The 23,978-nt window shown below is 73.5% G+C and carries 1 protein-coding gene; it reads right to left on the bottom strand.

Annotated features, from left to right (window positions below; translation table 11 throughout):
• Positions 1-3: 3 nt before the first annotated feature.
• Positions 4-23,958, bottom strand: a complete 23,955-nt coding sequence (locus tag OG896_RS38185; protein WP_329372864.1) for a non-ribosomal peptide synthase/polyketide synthase — start codon at positions 23,956-23,958, stop codon at positions 4-6.
• Positions 23,959-23,978: the final 20 nt, after the last annotated feature.

The following is a 23,978-nucleotide window of genomic DNA, read 5'->3' as shown; positions in this document are numbered from 1 at the left end:
GGGTCAGTCCTCCTGGTGGGAAAGGGTGGTGTCACGGGCGTCACCGGTGGTGTCGGCGATCCTGGCGGCCAGGATCGGGCCGATCTGGGCCAGCGAGCCCGCTTTGGTCATCTGGTCGTGCCGGGTGGTGATCTCGTGCGATTCGATCCGGCCCGCGACGTACGGGCGCCAGACCTCGGGCCCGGCGCCGTCGTGGCCCCGGTCGATGGTGGAGTTGAACAGCAGCAGGTCTCCGTCGTAACGGCCGGGGACGAAGTCGACCGACAGCTTCGCGTTGTTGATCATGATCTGGACGATCACCTCGACCTGCCGCTCGTTCAGGCCGGCCAGCGCGCTGCCCCGCCGGTTCAGTACCTCGGCGACCTCGGCGTAGGTGATCTCCCGGTCGCCCAGCTCGTCCGGGTCCACGTCGAGCACCCCGACGAGTACGTCCCGCACGGTGGGCACCGGTTCGTCCTCGAACCGCACGTCCTTCACCGGGTAGGCGTCGAGGATCGCCAGCAGCGCGGTCCGCTCGCCGCGCGCCTGCAGTTCGCAGGACAGCGCGTGGGCGATCAGCCCGCCGGCGGACCAGCCGAGCAGCAGGTAGGGGCCCTCCGGCTGGATCTTCTGGACCTGGTCGGCGTAGTCGGCGGCCATCTCCTCGTAGGACCTCGGCAGCGGTTCGGGCCGGCCGAGGCCGCGCGCCTGGAGAGCGTAGACCGGGTGTTGCGGGCCGAGGTGGTTCAGCAGCCCGCTGTACGACCAGCTGATCCCGCCGCCGGGGTGGACGCAGAACAGCGGTGTGGCCGTCCCGGTCGAGCGCAGTGGCAGCAGGACGTCCAGCGCGTCGGCCGGATCGTTCATGGCCAGGCGCTCGGTGAGCCCGGCCACGGTGGGCGCCTCGAACAGCATGCGCAGCCCCAGCTCCAGTCCGAGGGTCTCGCGGACGCGGGAGGCCAGCCGGGCGGCCAGCAGCGAGTGCCCGCCCAGGTCGAAGAAGCCGTCGTCGATGCTCACCTGCTCCCGGCCGAGAACCTCGGCGAACAGGCCGCACAGCAGCTGTTCCTGCGGGGTCCGGGGGCCGCGTCCGGCGTCCCGTGCCCCGTAGTCGGGGGCCGGCAGGGCGGCCCGGTCGAGCTTGCCGTTGGCGGTCAGCGGCAGCGCGTCCACGGTGACGAACGCCGCCGGCACCATGTAGTCGGGCAGTTCGCGGCGCAGCCGGCCGGCCAGCTCGGCCGTCTCGGGTGCGCCCTCGGGCACGGGCACCAGGTAGGCGACCAGCCGTTTGTCCCCCGGCCGGTCCTCACGGGCGACCACGGCCGCCTGGGCGACGCCCGGGCAGCCGGCCAGGACCGCCTCGATCTCTCCGGGCTCGATCCGCAGACCGCGCAGCTTGACCTGGTGGTCGACGCGTCCGGCGAACTCCAGCGTCCCGTCGGGGAGCCACCAGGCGAGGTCGCCGGTGCGGTACATCCGGCTCCCGGCCGGCCCGTACGGGTCGGCGGTGAAGCGCTCCGCCGTCAGGCCGGGTCGGCCGAAGTAGCCGCGGGCCACGCCCGTCCCCGCGAGGTACAGCTCACCGACCATGCCCGTCGGCACCGGCCGCAGCCGGTCGTCGAGCACGTAGGCGCGCATGTTCGCCATCGGCGCGCCGATCGGCACGCTCGACGCGTTCTCGGGGAGGCCGCGCACCGCATGGCAGGCGGCCAGCGTGGTGGCCTCGGTGGGCCCGTAGCCGTTGACCACCTCGATGCCGGGGCACGCCGCGAGCACCCGTGCGGCGGCGGCCGGGGAGACCACGTCGCCGCCGGTCCACACCTCGCGGACCCCGGCGAGCAGGCCCGGTCGCTCCTCGGCGACCAGCCGGAACAGTCCGGCGGTCAGCCACAGTCCGGTCACCCCGTGCGTGGTGATCGTGTGCTGAAGGAGGTCGAGGTCGAGTTGCTCGGGCGGCGCGACCACGATCCGGCCGCCGTTGAGCAGCGGCACCCACAGCTCGTAGGTCGAGAGGTCGAAGGCCGTCGGGGAGTGCATCAGCACCCGCTCGTGTCCGCCGCCGCGCCACTCGGGGGTCAGCGCGAGGCCCACCACGTCCCGGTGGGTGACGGCCACGCCCTTCGGCCGTCCGGTCGAGCCGGAGGTGTACATGATGTACGCCAACTGCTGCGGCGCGCAGCGGACTTCGACGTCGGACGGGTCGGCGGCCGCGGACTGCGCCAGTGCGGCGAGCACCTCCGGGGTGAGCACCAGGGCGGCTCCGCTCTCCCGCATGATCAGGTCGATCCGGGAGGAGGGGAAGCGCGAGTCCAGCGGCAGGTAGGCGCCGCCCGCCTTGATGACCGCCAGGATCGCCACGACCAGCTCCGCCGAGCGGTCCATCATGACCGCGACCGGCGTCTCCGGCCGCACGCCCTGGCGGATCAGCGCCGCCGCCAGGCGGTCGGCCCGCAGGTCGAGTTCCGCGTAGGTCAGTTCGGTGCCGCCCGCCACGACCGCGACCGCGTCCGGGGTGGCCCGCACCTGGCGGGCGAACAGCTCAGGCACCGAGGCCGACGGCAGCTCCGCGGCCGTGTCGTTGAACCCGTGCAGCAGCCGGTGGCGTTCCGCGTCCGACATGAGGTCGATCCGGCCGATCGGCAGGTCCGGGTCGGCGGCCGCCGCGCGCAGCAGGCGGGCCCAGCGCTCGAAGAGCAGTTCCACGGTGGACGCGTCGAACAGGTCGGTGGCGTACTCCACCGCGCCGACCAGTCCGTCCGCGGCGCCGTCCGGGCGGAACTGCTCGGCGAGGCTGAACGTCAGGTCGACCCGCGCGGTCCCGGTGGGCGCCTCCAGGTGGCCGGTCTCCAGCCCCGGCAGCGCGAACTCGCCGAGCGGGGCGTTCTGCAGGGCCAGCATGACCTGGAAGAGCGGGTGGTGGGCCAGTGAGCGCACCGGGTTGGCGACCTCGACCAGGTACTCGAAGGGCACGTCCTGGTGGTCGTAGGCGGCCAGCGCCTTGTGCCGGACCCGGCCGAGCAGTTCGGCGAAGCCGGGGTCGCCGCCGGTGTCGGTGCGCAGCACCAGGGTGTTGACGAAGAAGCCGACGAGGTCGTCGAGCGCCTGGTCGGTCCGGCCGGCGATGGGGCTGCCGATCGGGATGTCCGTACCGGCGCCGAGCCGGGTGAGCAGCGCGGCGAGTCCGGCCTGCAGCACCATGAACATGCTGGCGCCGCGTGCGGTGGCCAGCTCCCGCAGCGCCTGGTGCAGTTCGGGGTCCAGCCGGACCACGACCCGCTCGCCGCGCTGGGAGGCGACCGCCGGGCGGGGCCGGTCGGCGGGCAGCTGCACCTGCTGCGGGATGCCCGCCAGCTCCTCCTTCCAGTAGGCCAGTTGCCGGGCGAAGAGGCTGTCCGGGTCGGCGGCGTCGCCGAGCAGGTCGCGCTGCCAGCCGGCGTAGTCGGCGTACTGCACCGGCAGCGGGGACCACTGCGGCTGCTCGCCCCGGCAGCGCGCCGCGTAGGCCGCGGCGAGGTCGGCGGACAGCGGCCCCATCGACCAGCCGTCGGCGGCGATGTGGTGCACCACGACCAGCAGCACGTGCCGGTCGGGGGCGAGCGCGAACAGCTCGGCCCGGATCGGCGGCTGCTCGGCCAGGTCGAAGCCGCGCCGGGCCGCGTCCGCGAGCTGCCCGGCCAGCCGGCTCGCGTCGAGTTCGACCACCGGCAGCGCCGGTTGCGCCTGCGCGGTGTCCAGCACGACCTGGTACGGGACGCCGCCCGTCTCGCGGAAGACCGTCCGCAGGCTCTCGTGCCGGGCGACCACGTCCGCGAGTGCGGCGTGCAGGGCCGACCGGTCGAGGTCGCCGGTCAGGCTCAGCGCGAGCGGCATGTTGTAGGTGGCGCTCGGACCGTCCATCCGGTGCAGGAACCACAGGCGGCGCTGGGCGAAGGACAGCTCCACGTGCTCCGGGCGCAGCCGGGCGGTCAGCGCGGGCCGCGCCCTTCCGGAACCGTCCAGGCGGGCCGCCAGTCCCGCCACCGTCGGGGTTTCGAACAGGGTGCGGACCTCCAGCTCCGCGCCGAGGGTCGCCCGGACCCGGGAGGCCAGGCGCGTCGCCAGCAGCGAGTGCCCGCCGAGGTCGAAGAAGCTGTCCTCGACCCCGACCTGCGCCAGCCCGAGCACCTCGGCGAACAGCTCGGCGAGGAGCTGCTCCTGCGGGGTGCGCGGAGCCCGCCCGCCCGCGGCCCGGCCGAGGTCGGGGGCGGGCAGTGCGCTGCGGTCGAGCTTGCCGCTGGCGGTCAGCGGCAGCGCGTCCAGCGCCACGAACGCCGACGGGACCAGGTAGTCGGGCAGCCGCCCGCGCAGCCAGTCGCGGAGTTCGCCGAGGAGGGCGCCGGTGCCGCGGCCGCCGATGGGGCGGTTGGTCAGCGACGACAACGCCCGGCCGGTGGCCGCGGCCGACCGGTACGGCTCGACCGGGGAGCCGTGGAGCGTCCGCGGGTCGGCGAGGACCACGTCCACGGCGTCGTCCGCGGTGGCCGACCAGGTGACGGCCACCACGCGGCCGAACTCCCGCCCGAGGGCGTGGAAGTCCTCCGGGTCGGGGAGGTCGCTCTCTTCCGGGGCGTGCAACCGCTCCAGCAGTTGCGGGAGCGGCTCGTTCCCGTCCTGCACCGCCCGGGCCAGGGCTGCCTCCCGTACCACGCGCCGGTTCGGGACCCCGGTGATCCGCACCACCTCGGCGGGCGGCTCGGCGAGCAGCTCGCGCAGCCCGGCGGGCCCGGTGACCTGCCGCCCCCACGCCAGCTCGACGGACCGGCTCGGGGGCCGCGGGGCGAGCGGCGGTTTGTGCAGCGTCACCTCGTAGCGGTAACGGGTCAGTTCGTTGTGGTGGCGGCCCCGCTTGACCTCCACGGTCACCGCGCCGATGTCCGTGCCGTGCTCGCGCAGGACGGTGAAGAAGTCCGGGTCGACCAGGAGTTCCTTCTCCACCCTGACGGCCTGCTCCACCGCGCGGCGCACGGCCGCGCGGTCGGCGCCGTCGCCGGCCCGGTGCAGTTGGACGGCAGTGGCCAGCGGGCGCAGCAGCCGCAGGTTGCGGACGTCGCCGATGAAGAGTGCGCCGCCGGGGGCGAGCAGGCGCATCAGCTTGGCGATCACGTCCGCCAGGTAGTCGGCGGACGGGAAGTACTGCACCACCGAGTTGATCACGACGGTGTCGAACTCCCCGGCCGGCAGTCCGTCGGTGTCGTGCGCCGGACGGGTCTGCAGCACCACGCGCCCGGCCAGCCGCTCCTCCCCCGCCACCTGGGCGGCCAGGGCGTCGATCGCGGTGGCGGAGAAGTCGGTCGCCCAGTAGCTGTCGCAGTGGGGCGCGATCTGCGAGAGCAGCAGGCCGGCTCCGACCCCGACCTCCAGTACCCGGCGCGGACGCAGGGCCAGGATGCGGGCCACGGTGGCGTCCCGCCACTCGCGCATCTGCTCCACCGGAATCGGGCTGGCGTCGTAACTGCTGTTCCAGCCGACGAAGTTGTCTCCGAAGGCCGCTTCGCCGGGGGCGATGGGCAGGGCGTCGTAGATGTCCTGCCACTCCTCCACGTGGTCCGCTTCCAGCCCGCTGTCCCGGGCGGTGTCCTGGCGCGGGACGACGTAGCCGACGAGCCGGTGGTCCTCGGCGAGGACGGCGGCCTGGGCGACGGCGGGGTGCTCAGTGAGCGCGGCCTCGACCTCGCCGGGCTCGACGCGGAAGCCGCGGACCTTCACCTGCTGGTCGGCTCGGCCGACGTACTGCAGTTGACCGTCGCCCAGCCGTCGTACCAGGTCGCCGGTGCGGTACATCCGCGTGCCGGCGAGGCCGTACGGGTCGGCGACGAACCTGCTCGCGGTCAGGTCCGGCCGGTTCAGGTAGCCGCGGGCCAGGCCCGCGCCCGCGACGTACAGCTCCCCCGTCACGCCCTGCGGCACCGGCTGCAACCGGTCGTCCAGGACGTACACGCGGGTGTTGGCGATCGGTCGCCCGATCGGCGGCACAACGCCCGTCCCCGGCGAGAGCGGGTCGCTCATGGTCGCGCACACCGTGGTCTCGGTGGGGCCGTACGCGTTGATCATCCGGCGCCCGGGCGCCCAGCGCTCCACCAGCTCCGGCGGGCACGCCTCACCCGCCACCACCAGCGTCGACACGGTCACTGAGCCGTCCGGCAGGGCGGCGAGCACGGACGGGGGGACCGTCACGTGGGTGATGTCGAGGCGCGGGTCGGTCAGCGCGGCGAGCGGATCGGCCGCGGGGGGCAGCACCAGGGTGGCGCCGCGCAGCAGGGCGGTGCAGATCTCCGACACCGAGGCGTCGAAGCTGGGCGAGGCGAACTGGAGCACCCTGCTGTCGGGTTCGACCGCGAAGCGCTCGATCTGTCCGGCGACCAGGCTCGCCACACCCGCGTGGCTCACCACGACGCCCTTGGGGCGGCCGGTCGAGCCCGAGGTGTAGATCACGTAGGCCGGGTGCCGCACATCGAGCACCACCCGCGGATCGCTCTCCGGCTGATCGGAGCACTCCACCACCATGGCAACGTCGTCGACCACCACCGCCGGACGCGCGTCCTCCACCATGAACGCGATCCGCGACCGCGGATACGCCGGGTCCACCGGCAGATACGCCGCTCCGGCCTTCAACACACCCAGAACCGCCACCACCGACTCCACCGACCGCGGCAGAGCCACCGCCACCACCTGCTCCGGACCCACCCCCCGACCGATCAGCGCATGGGCGAACCGGTTCGCCCGCACATCGAGCTGACGATACGTCAACTCCGTCCCCCCACAGACAACCGCCACCGCATCCGGCACCGCCGCCACCCGCGCGGCGAAGGCCCGCGGCACCGGGACGGCGCCCACGTCCGTGGTGGTCGCGTTGTCCCGCTCCAGCAGCCGGTGCCTCTCGTCGGCGTCGAGGATGTCGATCACGCCGATCGGCCGCTCCGGGTCGGCGGTGACGGCCTTCAGCAGGAGCGTCCAGCGCCGGACCAGGGCGGCGATCGTCGAGCGGTCGAACAGGTCCGTGGCGTACTCGACCGTTCCGGCGATTCCGGCCGGGCTCCCGTCAGGACCGAACTGTTCGGCCATGCTCACGCCGAGGTCGAACTTGGCGGTTCCGGTCGCGACCGCGTAGGTGGCGACATCGAGGCCCGGCAGCGAGAACCGTCCCATCGGCGCGTTCTGCACGGCAAGGATGGTCTGGAACAGCGGGTGGTGGGACAGCGAGCGGGACGGGTTCAGCGCCTCCACCAGGTGCTCGAACGGCACGTCCTGGTGCGCGTACGCCGACAGCGCCGTCTCCCGCACCCGGCCCAGCAACTCGACGAAACTCGGATCACCACTCGTGTCCGTACGCAGCACCAGCGTGTTGACGAAGAACCCCACCAGATCGTCCAGCGCCTCGTCCGTACGCCCCGCGATCGGACTCCCGATCGCGATGTCCGTACCCGCACCCAACCGCGTGTACAAAGCCGCCAACGCCGCCTGCAGCACCATGAACAGACTCGACCCGGTACTGCGCGCCAACTCCACCAGCGCCACGTGCAGTTCCCGGTCGAGCTCCAGGGCGACATGGTCCCCGTGCCGGCCGGCGACAGCCGGGCGGGGCCGGTCGGCGGGCAGTTGGAGCAGTTCCGGCAGGTCGGCCAGCTGCCGCTTCCAGTAGTCGAGTTGCTCGGCGAAGCGGCTCCGCGGGTCGGCGGCGTCACCGAGCAGCTCGCGCTGCCACAGCGTGTAGTCGGCGTACTGCACCGGCAGGGCCGGCCTGTTCGCCGTCCGGCCCTCGCAGCGGGCCGCGTACGCCTCGGCCAGGTCGCGGGCCAGCGGGCCGGTGGACCAGCCGTCAGCGGCGATGTGGTGCATGACCAGCAGCAGCACGTGCTCGTCCGGGGCGACCGCGAACAGCGCGGCCCGCAGCGGCGGTTCCGTCGCCAGGTCGAACGGCTGCCGGGCGCTCCCGGCCAGCTGCTGCGGCAGTTCGTCCCGCGTCACCTCGGTCGGCCGGGCCCGGAGGCGGACCGCGGCCGGGTCCAGCACGCGCTGGCAGGGAACGCCGGCGATCTCCGGGAACACCGTCCGCAGGCTCTCGTGCCGGGCCACCACGTCGGCCAGCGCCTGGTCCAGCGCGGTCCGGTCGAGGTCGCCGGACAGCCGCAGCGCCAGCGGGATGTGGTAGGTCGCGGCGGCGGCGTCCATGCTGTGCAGGAACCAGAGCCGGCGCTGGGCGAAGGACAGCGGAACCGCCTGGGGCCGCTCGTACGCGGTCAGCGCCGGACGGGCGCGGCCGGCTTCGGCCAGCGCCTCGGCGAGGCCGGCCACGGTGGGTGCTTGGAAGAGTGCGCGCAGGCCGAGTTCCACGCCGAGCACCGAGCGCACCCTGGCGGCCAGTCGGGTGGCGAGCAGGGAGTGGCCGCCCAGGCCGAAGAAGTCGTCGTCGACCGAGACCCGCGGCACGTCGAGCACTTCGGCGAACAGCTCGGCGAGGATCTGCTCCTGCGGCGTGCGCGGCGCCCGACCGCTGCCCGCGGCAGCGGCTTCGGGAGCGGGCAGCGCCGCCCGGTCCAGCTTCCCGTTGGGCGTCAACGGCAGCGCGTCCAGCACCATGAAGACGGCCGGCACCAGGTAGTCCGGCAGTCGCTCGCGCAGGTGCGCCGCCAGTTGCGCGGGGCGGACGGCCTGGTCGGGGCGGGTCGCCACGTAGCCGACGAGCCGGTCGTCCCTGGCCGCGACGGCGGCCTGCGCGACGGCGGGGTGCTCAGTGAGCGCGGCCTCGACCTCGCCGGGTTCGACGCGGAAGCCGCGGACCTTCACCTGCTGGTCGGCTCGGCCGACGTACTCCAGCTCACCGTCGGCGCGCCTTCGCACCAGGTCGCCGGTGCGGTACATCCGCGTGCCGGCCAGGCCGTACGGGTCGGCGACGAACCTGCTCGCGGTCAGGTCCGGCCGGTTCAGGTAACCGCGGGCCAGACCCGGCCCGGCGACGTACAACTCCCCTTCCACGCCCGGCGGTACGATGCGCAGCCGCTCGTCCAGGACGTACACCCGGAAACCCGCGACCGGTCGCCCGATCGGCGGCACAACGCCCGTCCCCGGCGAGAGCGGGTCGCTCATGGTCGCGCACACCGTGGTCTCGGTCGGGCCGTACGCGTTGATCATCCGGCGCCCGGGCGCCCACCGCTCCACCAGCTCCGGCGCGCACGCCTCACCGGCCACCACCAGGGTGGTCGCCGTGAGCTCGGCGCCGTCCAGCGCGGCCAGGGCCGAGGGCGGCAGCGTCACGTGGGTGACGGAGAACCGGCGGTCGGTCAGGGCCTCCAGCGGCGCCTCGGCGGGGGCCAGGACGAGGGCGGCGCCGGTGAGCAGCGCGCCGCAGAGGTCCCAGAAGGACGCGTCGAAGCTGGGCGAGGCGAACTGGAGCACCCTGCTGCCCGGCGCCACACCGAGCCGGTCCGCCTGCTCGGCGACCAGGCCCGCCACGCCGGCGTGGCTCACGACGACGCCCTTGGGGCGGCCGGTCGAGCCCGAGGTGTAGATCACGTAGGCCGGGTGCCGCACATCGAGCACCACCCGCGGATCGGTCTCCGGCCGGTCGGAGCACTCCACCACCATGGCAACGTCGTCGACCACCACCGCCGGACGCGCGTCCTCCACCATGAACGCGATCCGCGACCGCGGATACCCCGGGTCCACCGGCAGATACGCCGCTCCGGCCTTCAACACACCCAAAACCGCCACCACCGACTCCACCGACCGCAGCAAAGCCACCGCCACCACCTGCTCCGGACCCACACCCCGAGCGATCAGCGCATGGGCGAACCGGTTCGCCCGCACATCGAGCTGACGATACGTCAACTCCGTCCCCCCACAGACAACCGCCACCGCGTCCGGCACCGCCGCCACCCGCGCCGCGAACAGCTCGGGCAGGCTCGCCCCGGCCGCTGCGTCCCCGACGGCGGGCAGCAGCTCGCTGCGTTCCTCGGCGGACAGCAGGTCGATCCCGCCGATCGGCCGGTCGGGTGCGGCGGCGACCGCGGTCAGCAGCCTGATCCACCGGGCGGCCAGGGCCTCGACCGTCGAGCGGTCGAACAGGTCGGTGCTGTACTCGACCCCACCCCCGATTCCGGCCGGCGCCCCTTCGGGCCCGTACTCCTCCGCGAACCCGAAGGTCAGGTCGAGCCGCGCGGTCCCGGTGGGCACCGCGACCCCGGAGACCTGGAGCCCCGGCAGTTCGAAGTCGCCACCGGGCGCGTTCTGCACGACCAGACCGGTCTGGAACAGCGGGTGGTGGGACAGCGAGCGGGACGGGTTCAGCGCCTCCACCAGGTGCTCGAACGGCACGTCCTGGTGCGCGTACGCCGACAGCGCCGTCTCCCGCACCCGGCCCAGCAACTCGACGAAACTCGGATCACCACTCGTGTCCGTACGCAGCACCAGCGTGTTGACGAAGAACCCCACCAGATCGTCCAGCGCCTCGTCCGTACGACCCGCGATCGGACTCCCGATCGCGATGTCCGTACCCGCACCCAACCGCGTGTACAAAGCCGCCAACGCCGCCTGCAGCACCATGAACAGACTCGACCCGGTACTGCGCGCCAACTCCACCAGCGCCACGTGCAGTTCCCGGTCGAGCCGGAGTTCCAGCACGTCGCCGCGGTACGACATGGCGGCCGGGCGCGGCCGGTCGGCGGGCAGTCGCAGCTGCTCGGGCAACCCGGCCAGCGCCCGCGTCCAGTAGGCGACCTGGCGGGCGAACACGCTGTCGGGGTCCTGCTCGTCACCCAGGATCTCGTGCTGCCACAGGGTGTAGTCGCCGTACGTCACCGGGAGCGGTGGCCACGCGGGTGCCCCGCCGCCCTGCCGGGTGGTGTACGCGGCGGCCAGGTCACGGGCCAGCGGGCCCATGGACCAGCCGTCCCCGACGATGTGGTGCATGACCAGCAGCAGCACGTGCTCGTCCGGCGCGACCGCGAACAGCTCCGCCCGCAGGGGTACTTCCGAGGTCAGGTCGAAGTCGCGCACCGCCGCCTCGCGCAGCAGGGCGGGCAGCTCCGCCTCGCCGGCCGGGCGCACGCTCAGCGGAACGGCGACCTCGGCGGTGTCCAGCACCCGCTGGTGCGGGATTCCGGCGGTGTGCGGGAAGACCGTGCGCAGGGTCTCGTGCCGGGCCACCATGTCCACGAGCGCGGCGCTCAGTGCGTCCCGGTCGAGGTCGCCGGACAGCCGCAGCGCCAGCGGCAAGTGGTAGGTGGCGCTCGGCGCCCCGAACTGCTGGAGGAACCAGAGCCGGCGCTGGGCGAACGACAGCGGCATCGGTTCGCGGCGGGGCCGTGGCACCAGGGCCTGCCGCGCGGTGCCGGCGTGATGCAGCGCGGCCGCCAGTCCGGCAGGCGTCGGAGTCCGGAACAGGACGCGCAGCTCCAGTTCGACCCCGAGGGTGGCCCGGACCCGTGAGACCAGCCGGGTGGCGAGCAGCGAGTGACCGCCCAGCTCGAAGAAGTCCTCGTCGACACCGACCCGGGCGAGGCCCAGCACCTCGGCGAACAGCTCGCAGAGGATCTGCTCCTGCGGTGTGCGCGGCGCCCGGCCGGCGACGGTCGTACCCGGCTCCGGCGCGGGCAGCGCCGCCCGGTCCAGCTTCCCGTTCGGCGTCAACGGCAGCGCGTCCAGCAGCACGAACGCGGACGGCACCATGTACTCCGGCACCCGATCGCGCAGGTGCGCCCCGAGCGTCGCGGCGGTCGCCCCGGCCCCGTCCGAGGGGACGACGTAGGCGACGATCCGGTCCTCCCGGGCGAGCACCGCGACCTGGGCGACGCCCGGGTGCGCGGTCAGCTCGGCCTCGACCTCGCCCGGTTCGATCCGGAATCCTCGGACCTTGATCTGGTGGTCGCTCCGGCCGGCGAACTCCAGCTCACCGTCGGCACGCCAGCGCACCAGGTCGCCGGTACGGTACATCCGGGTGCCGACGAGGCCGTACGGGTCAGCGACGAAGCGCCCGGCGCTCAGCCCGGGCCGGTTCAGGTAACCGCGGGCCAGACCCGCGCCGGCCAGGTACAGCTCGCCCAGCACGCCGGGGGCCACCGGTCGCAGTGCCGAATCCAGCACGTAGGCGCGGCAGTTCGCGATCGGACGGCCGATCGGCACCGGCAGCGGGCAGTCGGCGGGGTCGGCCGGCAGCGCGTAGGCGGTGATCACATGGGTTTCGGCAGGCCCGTAGTGGTTGTGCAGCACCCGCCCCGGCCGGCCGGCCTGGAAGCGGCGCACGGCAGCGCCCAGCCGCATCGCCTCTCCGGCCTGCGCGACCAGCCGCAGGTGCGGCAGGTCGAGCCCGGCCTCCTCGGCGGCTTCGGCCAGCGCCTCGACCACCAGGTTCGGCGCGAACAGCTCCTCGACCCGGTGGCGGTCGAGCCAGCGGGCGAACAGTTCGGCGCTGCGGCGCTGTTCCTCGGTCGGCACCACCAGGGTCTTGCCGTACAGCAGCGCGGACAGCATCTCCTGCACCGAGACGTCGAAGCTGATCGCGGTGAACTGGGCGGTGCGCGTGCCGGGTCCGCCACCGACGGTCCGGTGGTGCCACGCCAGCAGGTTCAGCAGCCCGGCGGCGGGCATCACCACGGCCTTGGGCCGGCCAGTGGAACCGGAGGTGTAGATGGCGTAGGCCGGGTGCCGGGTGTCCACCGGAACGGCCGGATCGTGCTCCGGCAGCTCCCCGGCCGGTGTGACGGCCGCGAGGTCGTCGAGCACCACGGCCGGGCGTGCGTCCTGAAGCATGTGCGCGATGCGCGCGGCCGGGTAGTCCGGGTCGACGGGCAGGTACGCCGCGCCCGTCTTGAGCACCGCGAGGACGGCGACCACCAGCTCGGCCGAGCGCGGCAGCCGCAGGGCGACGATCCGCTCCGTGCCCACGCCACGGGCGATGAGCGCGTGGGCCAGGCGGTTGGCCCGGCGGTTCAGCTCGCGGTAGGTCAGCGCGGTGTCCTCGAACAGCAGCGCCGGGGCCTCGGGGGTCGCCCGGACCCGCGCCTCGAACAGCGCGGGCAGGGTGGTGTCAGGGGCCGGGCCGGCGGTGTCGTTGCGAACGACCAGCAGCTCGTGCCGCTCCTCGGCGGTGAGGACGTCGATCCGGCTCAGCGGACGCTCCGGATCGGCGACCACCGCCGCCAGCAGCCGCAGCCACCGGGCGACCAGCGCCTCCACCGTGGCGGCATCGAACAGGTCGGTGCTGTACTCGACCCGTCCGACGATGCCCTCGGCCGGGCCGCCCGTGCCGCCGCGCTCCAGCAGGTGGAAGCCCAGGTCGAACATGGCCGTCGGTGTCCGCACCAGGACCACCTCGGCGGCCAGACCGCTCAGCGCGAACTCGGTGCGGGGCACGTTCTGCAGCGCGAGCAGCACCTGGAACAGCGGCTGATGGGCCGGTGACCGGGCCGGGTTGAGGGCCTCGACGACGTGCTCGAAGGGCAGGTCCTGGTGCGCGTACGCGCCGAGGGCGCCCTCCCGGACCCGGACCAGCAGTTCGGCGAAGGACGGGTCGCCGCTGGTGTCCGTGCGGAGCACCAGGGTGTTGACGAAGAACCCGACCAGGTCGTCCAGCGCCTGGTCGGTCCGGCCGGCGATCAGGCTGCCGACCGGGATGTCGTCTCCCGCACCCAGCTTGTCCAGCAGCGACGCCAGGGCGGCCTGCAGCACCATGTACACGCTGGCGCCGTGCTCGCGGCCCAGCCGGACGAGCCCGGCGTGCAGTTCGGCGTCCAGCTCGATCGCCAGGTGGCCGCCGGAGTGAGAGGGGGTCGCGGGGCGGTGGCGGTCGGCGGGGAGCCGGATCTGCTCCGGCAGGTCGGCCAGCTGCCGCTTCCAGTAGCCGAGTTGCTCGGCGAACCGGCTCCGCGGGTCGGCGGCGTCACCGAGCAGCTCGCGCTGCCACAGCGTGTAGTCGGCGTACTGCACCGGCAGGGGCGCCCACTGCGGCTCCCCGCCCAGGTGGCGCGCCGCGTAAGCGGTGGCCAGGTCAGCGGCCAGCGGGCCCAGCGACCAGCCGTCACCGGCGATGTGGTGCATCACCAGGAGCAGCACGTGCTCGTCCGCCGAGACCTCGAACACCTCGGCGCGCAGCGGCGGTTCGGCCGCCAGATCGAATCCGCGCGCCGCGGCCGACGTCAGCAGTCGCGGCAGGGACTTCTCGTCGGCCGGGGTGACCGACAGCCCCGGGCGCGCCTGACCGGCGGCCAGCACCTGCTGGCGGGGCACGCCGTCAACGGCCGGGAAGACCGTCCGCAGGGTTTCGTGCCGGTCGACGAGGTCGCCCAGCGCGGCTTCCAGGGCGGCCGGGTCCAGTGGTCCCGAGAGCCGCCACGCGAGCGGCATGTTGTAGACCGATGCGGCGCCCTCCAACTGGCGCAGGAACCACAGCCGCCGCTGCGCGGACGACAGCGGGACCGTCTCGGGCCGCTCCGCCCGCCCCAGGGCGAGCCGGGCCCGGTCGGCGCCGCCCAGCCCGGCGGCCAGCCCGGCCACCGTCGGGGTGCGGAACAGCGCGCGCAGCTCCAGTTCGACCCCGAGGGTCGACCGGGCCCGGGCGACCAGCCGGGTGGCGAGCAGGGAGTGCCCGCCGAGGTCGAAGAAGTCCTCGTCGACACCGACCTGCGGCAGGCCCAGCACCTCGGCGAACAGCCCTGCTAACACGTGTTCCTGAGGAGTGTGCGGTGCCCGGCCGGCCCGCGTCGCGGTGGACTCGGGCGCGGGCAGGGCGCGCCGGTCCAGTTTGCCGCTGGTGTTCAGCGGCAGGGTGTCGAGAGAGACGAACGCGGCCGGCACCATGTAGTCCGGCAGCCGCTCGCGCAGGTGCGCCCGCAGGTCCTCCGTCCGGAGTTCCGCCCCGGTGGCGGGCTGCAGGTACGCGACCAGACGGGGGTCCTGCGGCCGATCCTGCCGGACGATCACGGCGGCCCGCGCGACCTGCGGGTGTTCGGCGAGCGCCGCCTCGATCTCGCCGGGTTCGATCCGGAACCCGCGGACCTTGACCTGGTCGTCGGTACGGCCCAGGAACTCCAGGTCCCCCTCCGCGTTCCACCGCACCAGGTCACCCGTGCGGTACATCCGCGACCCGTCCGGACCGAACGGGTCCGCCACGAACCGCCCCGCGGTCAGACCCGGCCGGTCCAGATACCCCCGCGCCAGCCCCGCACCCGAGATGTACAGCTCACCCGCCACGCCCGCCGGCAACGGCCGCAACGCGGCATCGAGCACGTACAACCGGGCATTGGTGACGGGCCGGCCGATCACCGGGCGCGGACTCGCGGCCACGTCCGCGACCACCGAGTTGACGGTGCATTCGGACGGTCCGTAGAAGTTGAGGCAGGAGCCCCCACCGGCCGCCCGCAGCCGCTCCCACACCTGCTCCGGAACGGCCTCCCCACCCGCCGCGACCAGTGCCGGACGGCGCAGCGGATCGTCCAGCAGCCCATGGGCGAGGAGGACTTGAAGATAGGAGGGAGTGGCTTCCACATAGTCCAGCCCTGCGCGTGCGGCGTACTCGAGGTACGCGTCCGGGTCGGCCCAGGTCGCCTCGTCCAGGACGTGCAGCTCGTGACCCGCGAAGAGGGCGAGGAGCTGGTCGCAGGAGGCGTCGAACGACACGGACGTGGTCAACCCGACCCGCAGCCGCTCCCCCGTCCGGAAGACCAGCGCACTCTGGTTGGCGAACAGGTTGGCCAGGCCGCCGTGGGTGACCACGACACCCTTGGGCCTGCCGGTGGAACCGGAGGTGTGGATCACGTACACCGGGTGGCGAGGATCGACAGCCACCCCCGGATCGACCGCCGGACAACCCGCCACCGAAGCAGCCGTCGCAGGATCGTCAAGCACCAACTGATCGGCACCGCCCTCCGGCAACCGCCCCCCGGTACCCGCGTCGGTCACCACCACCACCGGCCGCGCGTCATCCAGCAGATACGCCACCCGAGCCGCCGGATACTCCGGGTCCACCGGCACATACGCCGCACCCGACTTCACCACCGCCAAGATCGCCACCACCAACTCCGCCGACCTCGGCAACGCCACCGCCACCAACCGCTCCGGCCCCGCACCCCGCGCCATCAACGCATGCGCCAACCGATTCGCCCGCGCATCCAACTCCGCATACGTCAACGACACATCACCACACACCAACGCGACCCGGCCCGAAGCCGCCGCGACACGCTCCCGGAACAACTTTGGCAGGCTCACAGCCGGAACCCGCGCCACCGGCCCGGTGCCGAGGGCGTCAAGCCGGCGGTGCTCCTCGTCGGTGAGCAGGTCGATCCGGCTGGCCCGCTGCCCCGGGTCGGCGACCGCGGCGCGGAGCAACCGCTCCCACCGCCCGATCATCGCCTCGACGGCGGCCGGATCGTACAGGTCGAGGGCGTACTCGACGGACCCGTCGATCCCCTCCGGAGAGCCGTCCTCCGCGTACCGCTCGGACATGGTGAAGATCAGGTCGAGCTTGGCGGTGGTCGACGTGGGCGGCATCTCGCCGACCCGCAGCCCGGCCGGCGCGAAGTCGGCCCGGGGTGCGTTCTGCAGCACCAGCATGACCTGGAACAGCGGGTGGTGCGCCAGCGACCGGGCCGGATTCAGGACCTCGACCAGGTACTCGAACGGAAGGTCCTGGTGGGCGTAGCCGGCCAGCGCGGTGTCCCGGACCCGGTCCAGCAGCTCGGCGAACGTCGGATCGCCCGAGGTGTCGGTACGGAACACCAGGGTGTTGACGAAGTAGCCGACCAGCTCGTCCTGCGCCTGGTCGGTCCGACCGGCGACCGGGCTGCCGACCGGGATGTCGTCTCCCGCGCCGAGCTTGCTCAGCAACGCCGCCAGCCCTGCCTGGAGCACCATGAACAGGCTGGTCCCGTGCGCGCGGGCGAGCTCGCGCAGACCGCGGTGCAGCTCGGCGTCCAGCCCGGCGCGCACGGAGCCGCCACGGTGCGAGGCGACCGGCGGACGGGGCCGGGTGGTGGGCAGCTGGACCCGTTCCGGCAGACCGGCCAGTGCCTTCGTCCAGTAGTCCGCCTGGCCGGCGAACAAGCTGTCCGGATCGGCTGAGTCGCCGAGCAGTTCGTGCTGCCACAGGGTGTAGTCGGCGTACTGGACCGGCAGTTCCTCCCACTGCGGCTCTTCGCCGCGGCGGCGCGCCGCGTAGGCGGCGGTCAGGTCCCGCGCGAGCGGGCCCAGCGACCAGCCGTCACCCGCGATGTGGTGGAGCACCACCTGGAAGACGTGCTCGTCCGGCGCCAGTTCGAACAGCTCGCCCCGCAGCGGCACGTCGACCGCCAGGTCGAACGGGCGGTCCTTCGCTTCCGCCATGGCGGCCGGCAGCCCGGCCTCGGTGGTCCGGTGCACGGGCAGTCGCGGGCGGGCTGCCTCGGTGTCCAGCACCCGCTGGTACGGCACGCCGTCCACCGCCGGGAAGACGGTGCGCAGGCTCTCGTGCCGGGCCACCACGTCCGCGACGGCGGCCGCCAGGGCCGGTCGGTCCAGGTCCCCGGACAGCCGCCAGGCCAGGGAGATGTGGTAGTTCGCGCCGGCTCCCTCCAGCTGGTGCAGGAACCACAGCCGCCGCTGCGCGAACGACAGCGGGACCACCGCGGGGCGCTCGCGCCGGGCCAGGGCGACCTGCGCCGGCCCGGCCGCCACCAGGGCGGCGGCCAGACCCTCCGGGGTCGGCGCCTCGAACAGCGTGCGCAGCGGCATTTCCACGCCGAGCGTCGCGCGGATGCGGGCGGCCAGACGGGTGGCCAGCAGCGAATGCCCGCCCAGGTCGAAGAACCCGTCCTCGACGCCGGCCGACGCCACCCCCAGGACCTCCGCGAACAGCTCGCAGAGGATCTGCTCCTGCGGGCTGCGCGGCGCGCGGGATGCGGCCGCCGGGGCGAGGTCGGGTGCCGGCAGGGCCCGGTGGTCCAGCTTGCCGTTGACGGTCAGCGGCAGCGCGTCCAGCACGACGAACGCCGACGGCACCATGTACTCCGGCAACCGCTCGCGCAGGTGCTCCCGCAGGTCCGCGGACCTCGGTGCGGCGCCCGCGGCCGGCACCAGGTACGCGGTCAGCCGGGTGTCGTCGGCGCGGTCCTGCCGGGCCAGGACGGCGACCTGGGCGATGCCGGGGTACCCGGCCAGCGCCGCCTCGACCTCGCCGAGTTCGATCCGGAAGCCGCGCACCTTGACCTGCTGGTCCGCCCTGCCGACGTAGCGCAGGCTGCCGTCAGCCGCGCGGCGCACCACGTCGCCGCTGCGGTACATGCGCGACCCCGGCGCTCCGAACGGGTCCGCCACGAACCGGCCGGCGGTCAGGCCGGGCCGGTTGAGGTAGCCGCGCGCCAGGCCCGCTCCCGCGACGTACAGCTCGCCCGGCACGCCCGGGGCCACCGGCCGCAGGCCGCTGTCGAGCACGTACGCGCGCAGGTCCGGGAGAGCCGCGCCGACCTGGCCGGCGGTGGTGCCGGACCGGTCGAGCGCCGCGTACGTGACGTGCACCGTGGTCTCGGTGATGCCGTACATGTTGACCAGCCGCGGCGCGTCCTGCGGGTGCCTGCGGTACCAGCCGGCCAGCCGGCTGTGCTCCAACGCCTCGCCGCCGAACACCACCGTGCGCAGGGCGAGCCGGCTGCCGGTCTCCGGAGCCTCCGCGTCCGCTTCCATCAGCTGGTAGAAGGCGGACGGTGTCTGGTTGAGCACCGTCACCCGCTCGCGGGCGAGCAGGTCCAGGAACCGGCCGGGCGAGCGGCTGGTCTCGTGGTCCACGACCACCAGCCGGCCGCCGTGCAGCAGCGGGCCCCACAGCTCCCACACCGAGAAGTCGAAGGCGTAGGAGTGGAAGAGGGTCCACACGTCCTCGGCGGAGAAGTCGAACAGCTCCCGGGTGGTGCCGAACAGGCGCACCACGTTGCGGTGCGGGACCACCACGCCCTTGGGGTTGCCGGTGGAACCGGAGGTGTGGATGACGTAGGCGGCGTGGCTCGGGTCGAGGGGGACCCCGAGGTCCGTGTCCGGCAGCCGGTCCAGGTCCGCGGCGTCCAGCAGCAGCCGGTCCACCTGGTCCGCCCCCGGAAGCTCTCCGATCCGGCTGGTCGTCACGAGCAGCGCGGGTCGGGTGTCCTGGAGCAGGTAGGCGATCCGGGCGGCCGGGTACTGGGGGTCGACCGGTACGTACGCGGCGCCGGCCTTGAGCACCGCGAGCACCGCCACGACCAACTCCGCCGAGCGCGGCAGGGCCAGGGCCACCAACTGCTCAGGCCCCACCCCCCGGTCGGCCAGGGCATGCGCCAGCTGGTTGGCGCGGGCGTTCAACTGGCCGTACGTGAGAGTGACTTCGCCGTCCGTGAGGGCGACCGCGGCCGGGTTCGCCCGGACCTGCTGCTCGAACAGCGCGGGCAGGCCGGACTCCGGCCGCTCGTCGCCCTGGTCGGCGCCGGCCGGCAGCAGCGCCCGGAGCTCGTCGGCGGACAGCACGTCCACCTGTCCGATCCGTCGGCCGGGGGCGGCGACGACGGCGCGCAGCAACCGCAGCCACCGCTCGACGATCCCGCTGACGGTGGCCGCGTCGAACAGGTCGGTGCTGTACTCCACGACGCCCGACAGCCCGTCCTCGCCGGGCTGTTCGGCCAGGACGAAGGTCAGGTCGCATTTGGCCGTCCCGGTGGGGACCAGGTCGGTCGCCACCCGCAGCCGCGGCAGGTCGAAGGTGCCGGACGGCGCGTTCTGCAGCGTGAGCAGGGTCTGGAACAGCGGGTGGTGCGCCAGCGTCCGGGTCGGGTTCAGCGCCTCCACGAGGTGCTCGAACGGCACGTCCTGGTGCGCGTACCCGGCCAGCGCGCCGGAGCGCACCCGGCCCAGCAGTTCGGTGAACGACGGGTCGCCGGACAGGTCGGTGCGCAGCACCAGGGTGTTGACGAAGAAGCCGACCAGGTCGTCCAGGGCCTCGTCGGTGCGTCCCGCGACCGGGGTACCGATCGGAACGTCGGTGCCGGCCCCGAGTTTGCCCAGCAGAGCGGCCAGGCCGGCCTGGAGCACCATGAAGAGGCTGGCTCCGCCGTCACGGGCGAGCGCGCGCAGGCCCCGGTGCAGCTCGGCGTCGATCCGCAGCGGCAGGTGGGCGCCCTGGTAGGACATCGCCGCCGGCCGGGGTCGGTCGAAGGGCAGCTCGACCTGCTCGGGCAGGTCCGCCAGCTGTTCGCGCCAGTAGGCGAGTTGGCCGTTGAGCAGGCTGTCCGGGTCGGCGCCGTCACCCAGCAGCTCCTGCTGCCAGAGCGCGTAGTCGGCGTACTGGACCGGCAGCGGCGGCCACTGCGGCTTCGCGCCCTCGCTCCGGGCGGCGTAGGCGGTCGTCAGGTGCCGTGCGAGAGGTCCGGTCGACCAGCCGTCGCCGGCGATGTGGTGCACCACCAGCAGCAGCACGTGCTCGTCCGTGCCGAGCCGGAACAGTTCGGCGCGCAGCGGCGGCTCCTCGGAGAGCTCGAAGCCGTACCGCGCGGCCTCCGCCAGCCGGTCCGGCAGGTCGTGCTCGCCGACCTCGGTCACCCGCAGCCGCGGCCGTGCGGCGTCGAGGCCGAGCACCCGTTGGTACGGCACGCCGTCGACCACCGGGAAGACGGTACGCAGGCTCTCGTGCCGCTCGACCACGTCCGCCAGTGCGGCTTCCAGGGCACGCTGGTCCAGGCTTCCGGACAGCCGCAGGGTCAGCGGGATGTTGTAGGTGGCGCTCGGCCCCTCCAGCCGGTGCAGGAACCACAGCCGCCGCTGCGCGAAGGACAGCGGGACCACCGCGGGGCGCTCGCGCCGCCCCAGCGCCGGGCGCGCCCGGCCCGCGACATCCACCGCGGCCGCCAGTTCCGCCACCGTCGGCGCGTCGAACAGGTCGCGCAGTCTCAGCTCCACGCCGAGCACGGACCGGGCCCGGGCGACCAGCCGGGTGGCGAGCAGGGAGTGCCCGCCGAGGTCGAAGAAGCTGTCGTCCGGCCCGACCTCGGCGACCCCCAGCACCTCGGCGAACAGCCCGCAGAGCAGGTGCTCGACCGCGGTGCGCGGTGCGCGGCCCGATGCGGCGGGCTGCTGTCCGGGCGCCGGGAGAGCGCGCCGGTCGAGCTTGCCGTTCGGGGTCAGGGGCAGCTCGTCCAGCACCACGAACGCCGACGGCACCATGTACGCGGGCAGCCGCTCCCGCAGCCGGTCCCGCAGCGCGTCCGCTCGGACGGTCTGCCCCGCGTCGGGGAGGACGTAGGCGACCAACCGGGTTTCCTCGTCGGTGCGTACCGTGACGACGGCCCGTGCGACCTGTGGGTGTTCGGCGAGCGCCGCCTCGATCTCGCCGGGTTCGATCCGGAACCCGCGGACCTTGACCTGGTCGTCGGTACGGCCCAGGAACTCCAGGTTCCCCTCCGCGTTCCACCGCACCAGGTCACCGGTGCGGTACATCCGCGACCCGTCCGGGCCGAACGGGTCCGCCACGAACCGCCCCGCGGTCAGACCCGGCCGGTCCAGGTAGCCACGCGCCAGCCCCGCACCCGAGATGTACAACTCACCCGCCACACCCGCCGGCAACGGCCGCAACGCGGCATCGAGCACGTACAACCGGGCGTTGGTGACGGGCCGGCCGATCACCGGACGTGGACTCGCGGCCACGTCCGCGACCACCGAGTTGACGGTGCATTCGGACGGTCCGTAGAAGTTGAGGCAGGAGCCCCCACCGGCCGCCCGCAACCGCTCCCACACCTGCTCCGGAACGGCCTCCCCACCCGCCGCGACCAGTGCCGGACGACGCAGCGGATCGTCCAGCAGTCCATGGGCGAGGAGGACTTGAAGATAGGAGGGAGTGGCCTCCACATAGTCCAGCCCTCGGCTCGCCGTGTAGTCGACCAGGGCTTCCGGGTCGGTCCGGGTCGCGTGGTCCAGGACGTGCAGCTCGTGACCCGCGAAGAGGGCCGAGAGTTGGTTCCAGGAGGCGTCGAACGACACCGAGGTGGTCAGGGCCACCCGCAGCCGCTGCCGGTCCTCCAGCAGCGGCGCGAACCGCACCAGCCGGTGGTCGGTGAGCAGGTTGAGCAGGCCGCCGTGGGTGACCACGACGCCCTTGGGCCTGCCGGTGGAACCGGAAGTGTGGATCACGTACACCGGGTGGCGAGGATCGACAGTCACCCCCGGATCGACCGCCGGACAACCCGCCACCGAAGCAGCCGTCGCAGGATCGTCAAGCACCAGCCGATCGGCACCGCCCTCCGGCAACCGCCCCCCGCTCCGCACATCGGTCACCACCACAACCGGCCGCGCATCCTCCAGCAGATACGCCACCCGAGCCGCCGGATACTCCGGGTCCACCGGCACATACGCCGCACCCGACTTCACCACCGCCAAGATCGCCACCACCAACTCCGCCGACCTCGGCAACACCACCGCCACCAACCGCTCCGGCCCCGCACCCCGCGCCATCAACGCATGCGCCAACCGATTCGCCCGCGCATCCAACTCCGCATACGTCAACGACACATCACCACACACCAACGCGACCCGGCCCGAAGCCGCCGCGACACGCTCCCGGAACAACTCCGGCAGGCTCACAGCCGGAACCCGCGCCACCGGCCCGGTCCCCAGCGCCGCCAGCGCACCGTGCTCCCGCGCGGTGAGCAGATCGATCCTGCCGACCGCCTCGTCCGGGTCGCAGTCCGCGACGGCGTCGAGCAGGGCGAGCAGCCGCTGCTGGTGCGCGGCGAGGTCGTCGTCGCCGTACGCCTGCGGCGCGCCGTGCAGCCTGAGCAGCGGGGGATTGCCGTCGCGGTAGTCGAAGACCCAGACGGCCAGGTCGGTGGTCGATCCCGACACGAAGTGGTGAACTGACGCGGGGTGCCCGGCAAAGCTCGGCCTGGCGTTGAAGGCCATGATGTTGACGATCAGCGGGAACGCCGTGCCGATGCTGCCGGGCGCGCCGAGGTCGCGCAGCAGGTCCTCGCTGCGGTAGCGCTCGTGCGCGACGGCCGAGTCGACCTCCCGTGCCGCCTGGGCGACGAGTTCGCCCCACGGCATGTCCGGTCGCACGGTCAGCCGCAGGGGGACCACGTTGGACATGGTGCCGGGTACTGACAGCAGGTCGCGGTCGGAGCCCCGACGGGCGGTGACGGGAAGGGCGAGCACCACGTCCTGTGCGCCGCTGAGACGGTGGGCGTAGAGCGCGGTCGCCGCGACCACCACCCGGGACCAGCGGACACCGGCCCGGGCCGCCGCCGCCCGCAGCGCCTCGGGGCGGCGCAGTTCCCGCTCTCCGGCCAGGCGCAGGGCCTGGTGCGGGTCCGTCGCGGTGGTGTCGGTGAGCCGGGTCGGGGCGGGCAGATCGGCGAACCGTCCGGTCCAGTAGGAGCGGTCGGCGGTGAAGTCGGCGGACGAGCGGTAGGCGGTGTCGCTTTCCACCAGGTCCCGCAGCGAGCCGAACGGGCAGGGCGGCACGGCGGCGCCCTCGGCGAGTGCCGAGTAGACCTCGCCGACCCGCTGCCGGACCATGGAGCTGCTGATCGCGTCCAGCACCAGGTGGTGGTAGTTCAGGTACCAGAGGAACTCGGTGGGCGACAGCCGGATCAGTGCGTGGCCGAACAGCGGATCGGCGGCGAGGTCCAACGGACGGGCCAGGTCGCGCTCCATCCATTCCATGGCCGCCGCCCGCGGGTCCGGCTCCGCACCGAGGTCGAGGTGGGTGGGCGTCCAGTCCCAGGTGGCGCGCGGGATCTGGTGCGGGCCGTCACCGTCGTCGACGAAGGTCACGTGCAGGGCGTCGACCTCGTCGACCACCCGGCGCAGCGCGGCGTCGAACAGCTGCGGATCGACCGGCCCGTGGACCTCCAGGCACTCGCCGACGCGGTAGCCCGGGATCGGCGTCCGGGAGCTCTGTTCGGCGAGCCAGATCTCCCGCTGCGCCGCGGTCAGGGGAAGGCCGTCTTGGTCGCGACGGGACATGGGGGTACCTCCAGAAGTGT

Origin of the sequence: Streptomyces sp. NBC_00669 (assembly GCF_036226785.1) — a bacterium.
Lineage (GTDB): Bacteria > Actinomycetota > Actinomycetes > Streptomycetales > Streptomycetaceae > Actinacidiphila.
This window is presented reverse-complemented; position numbering and strand designations above follow the sequence as displayed.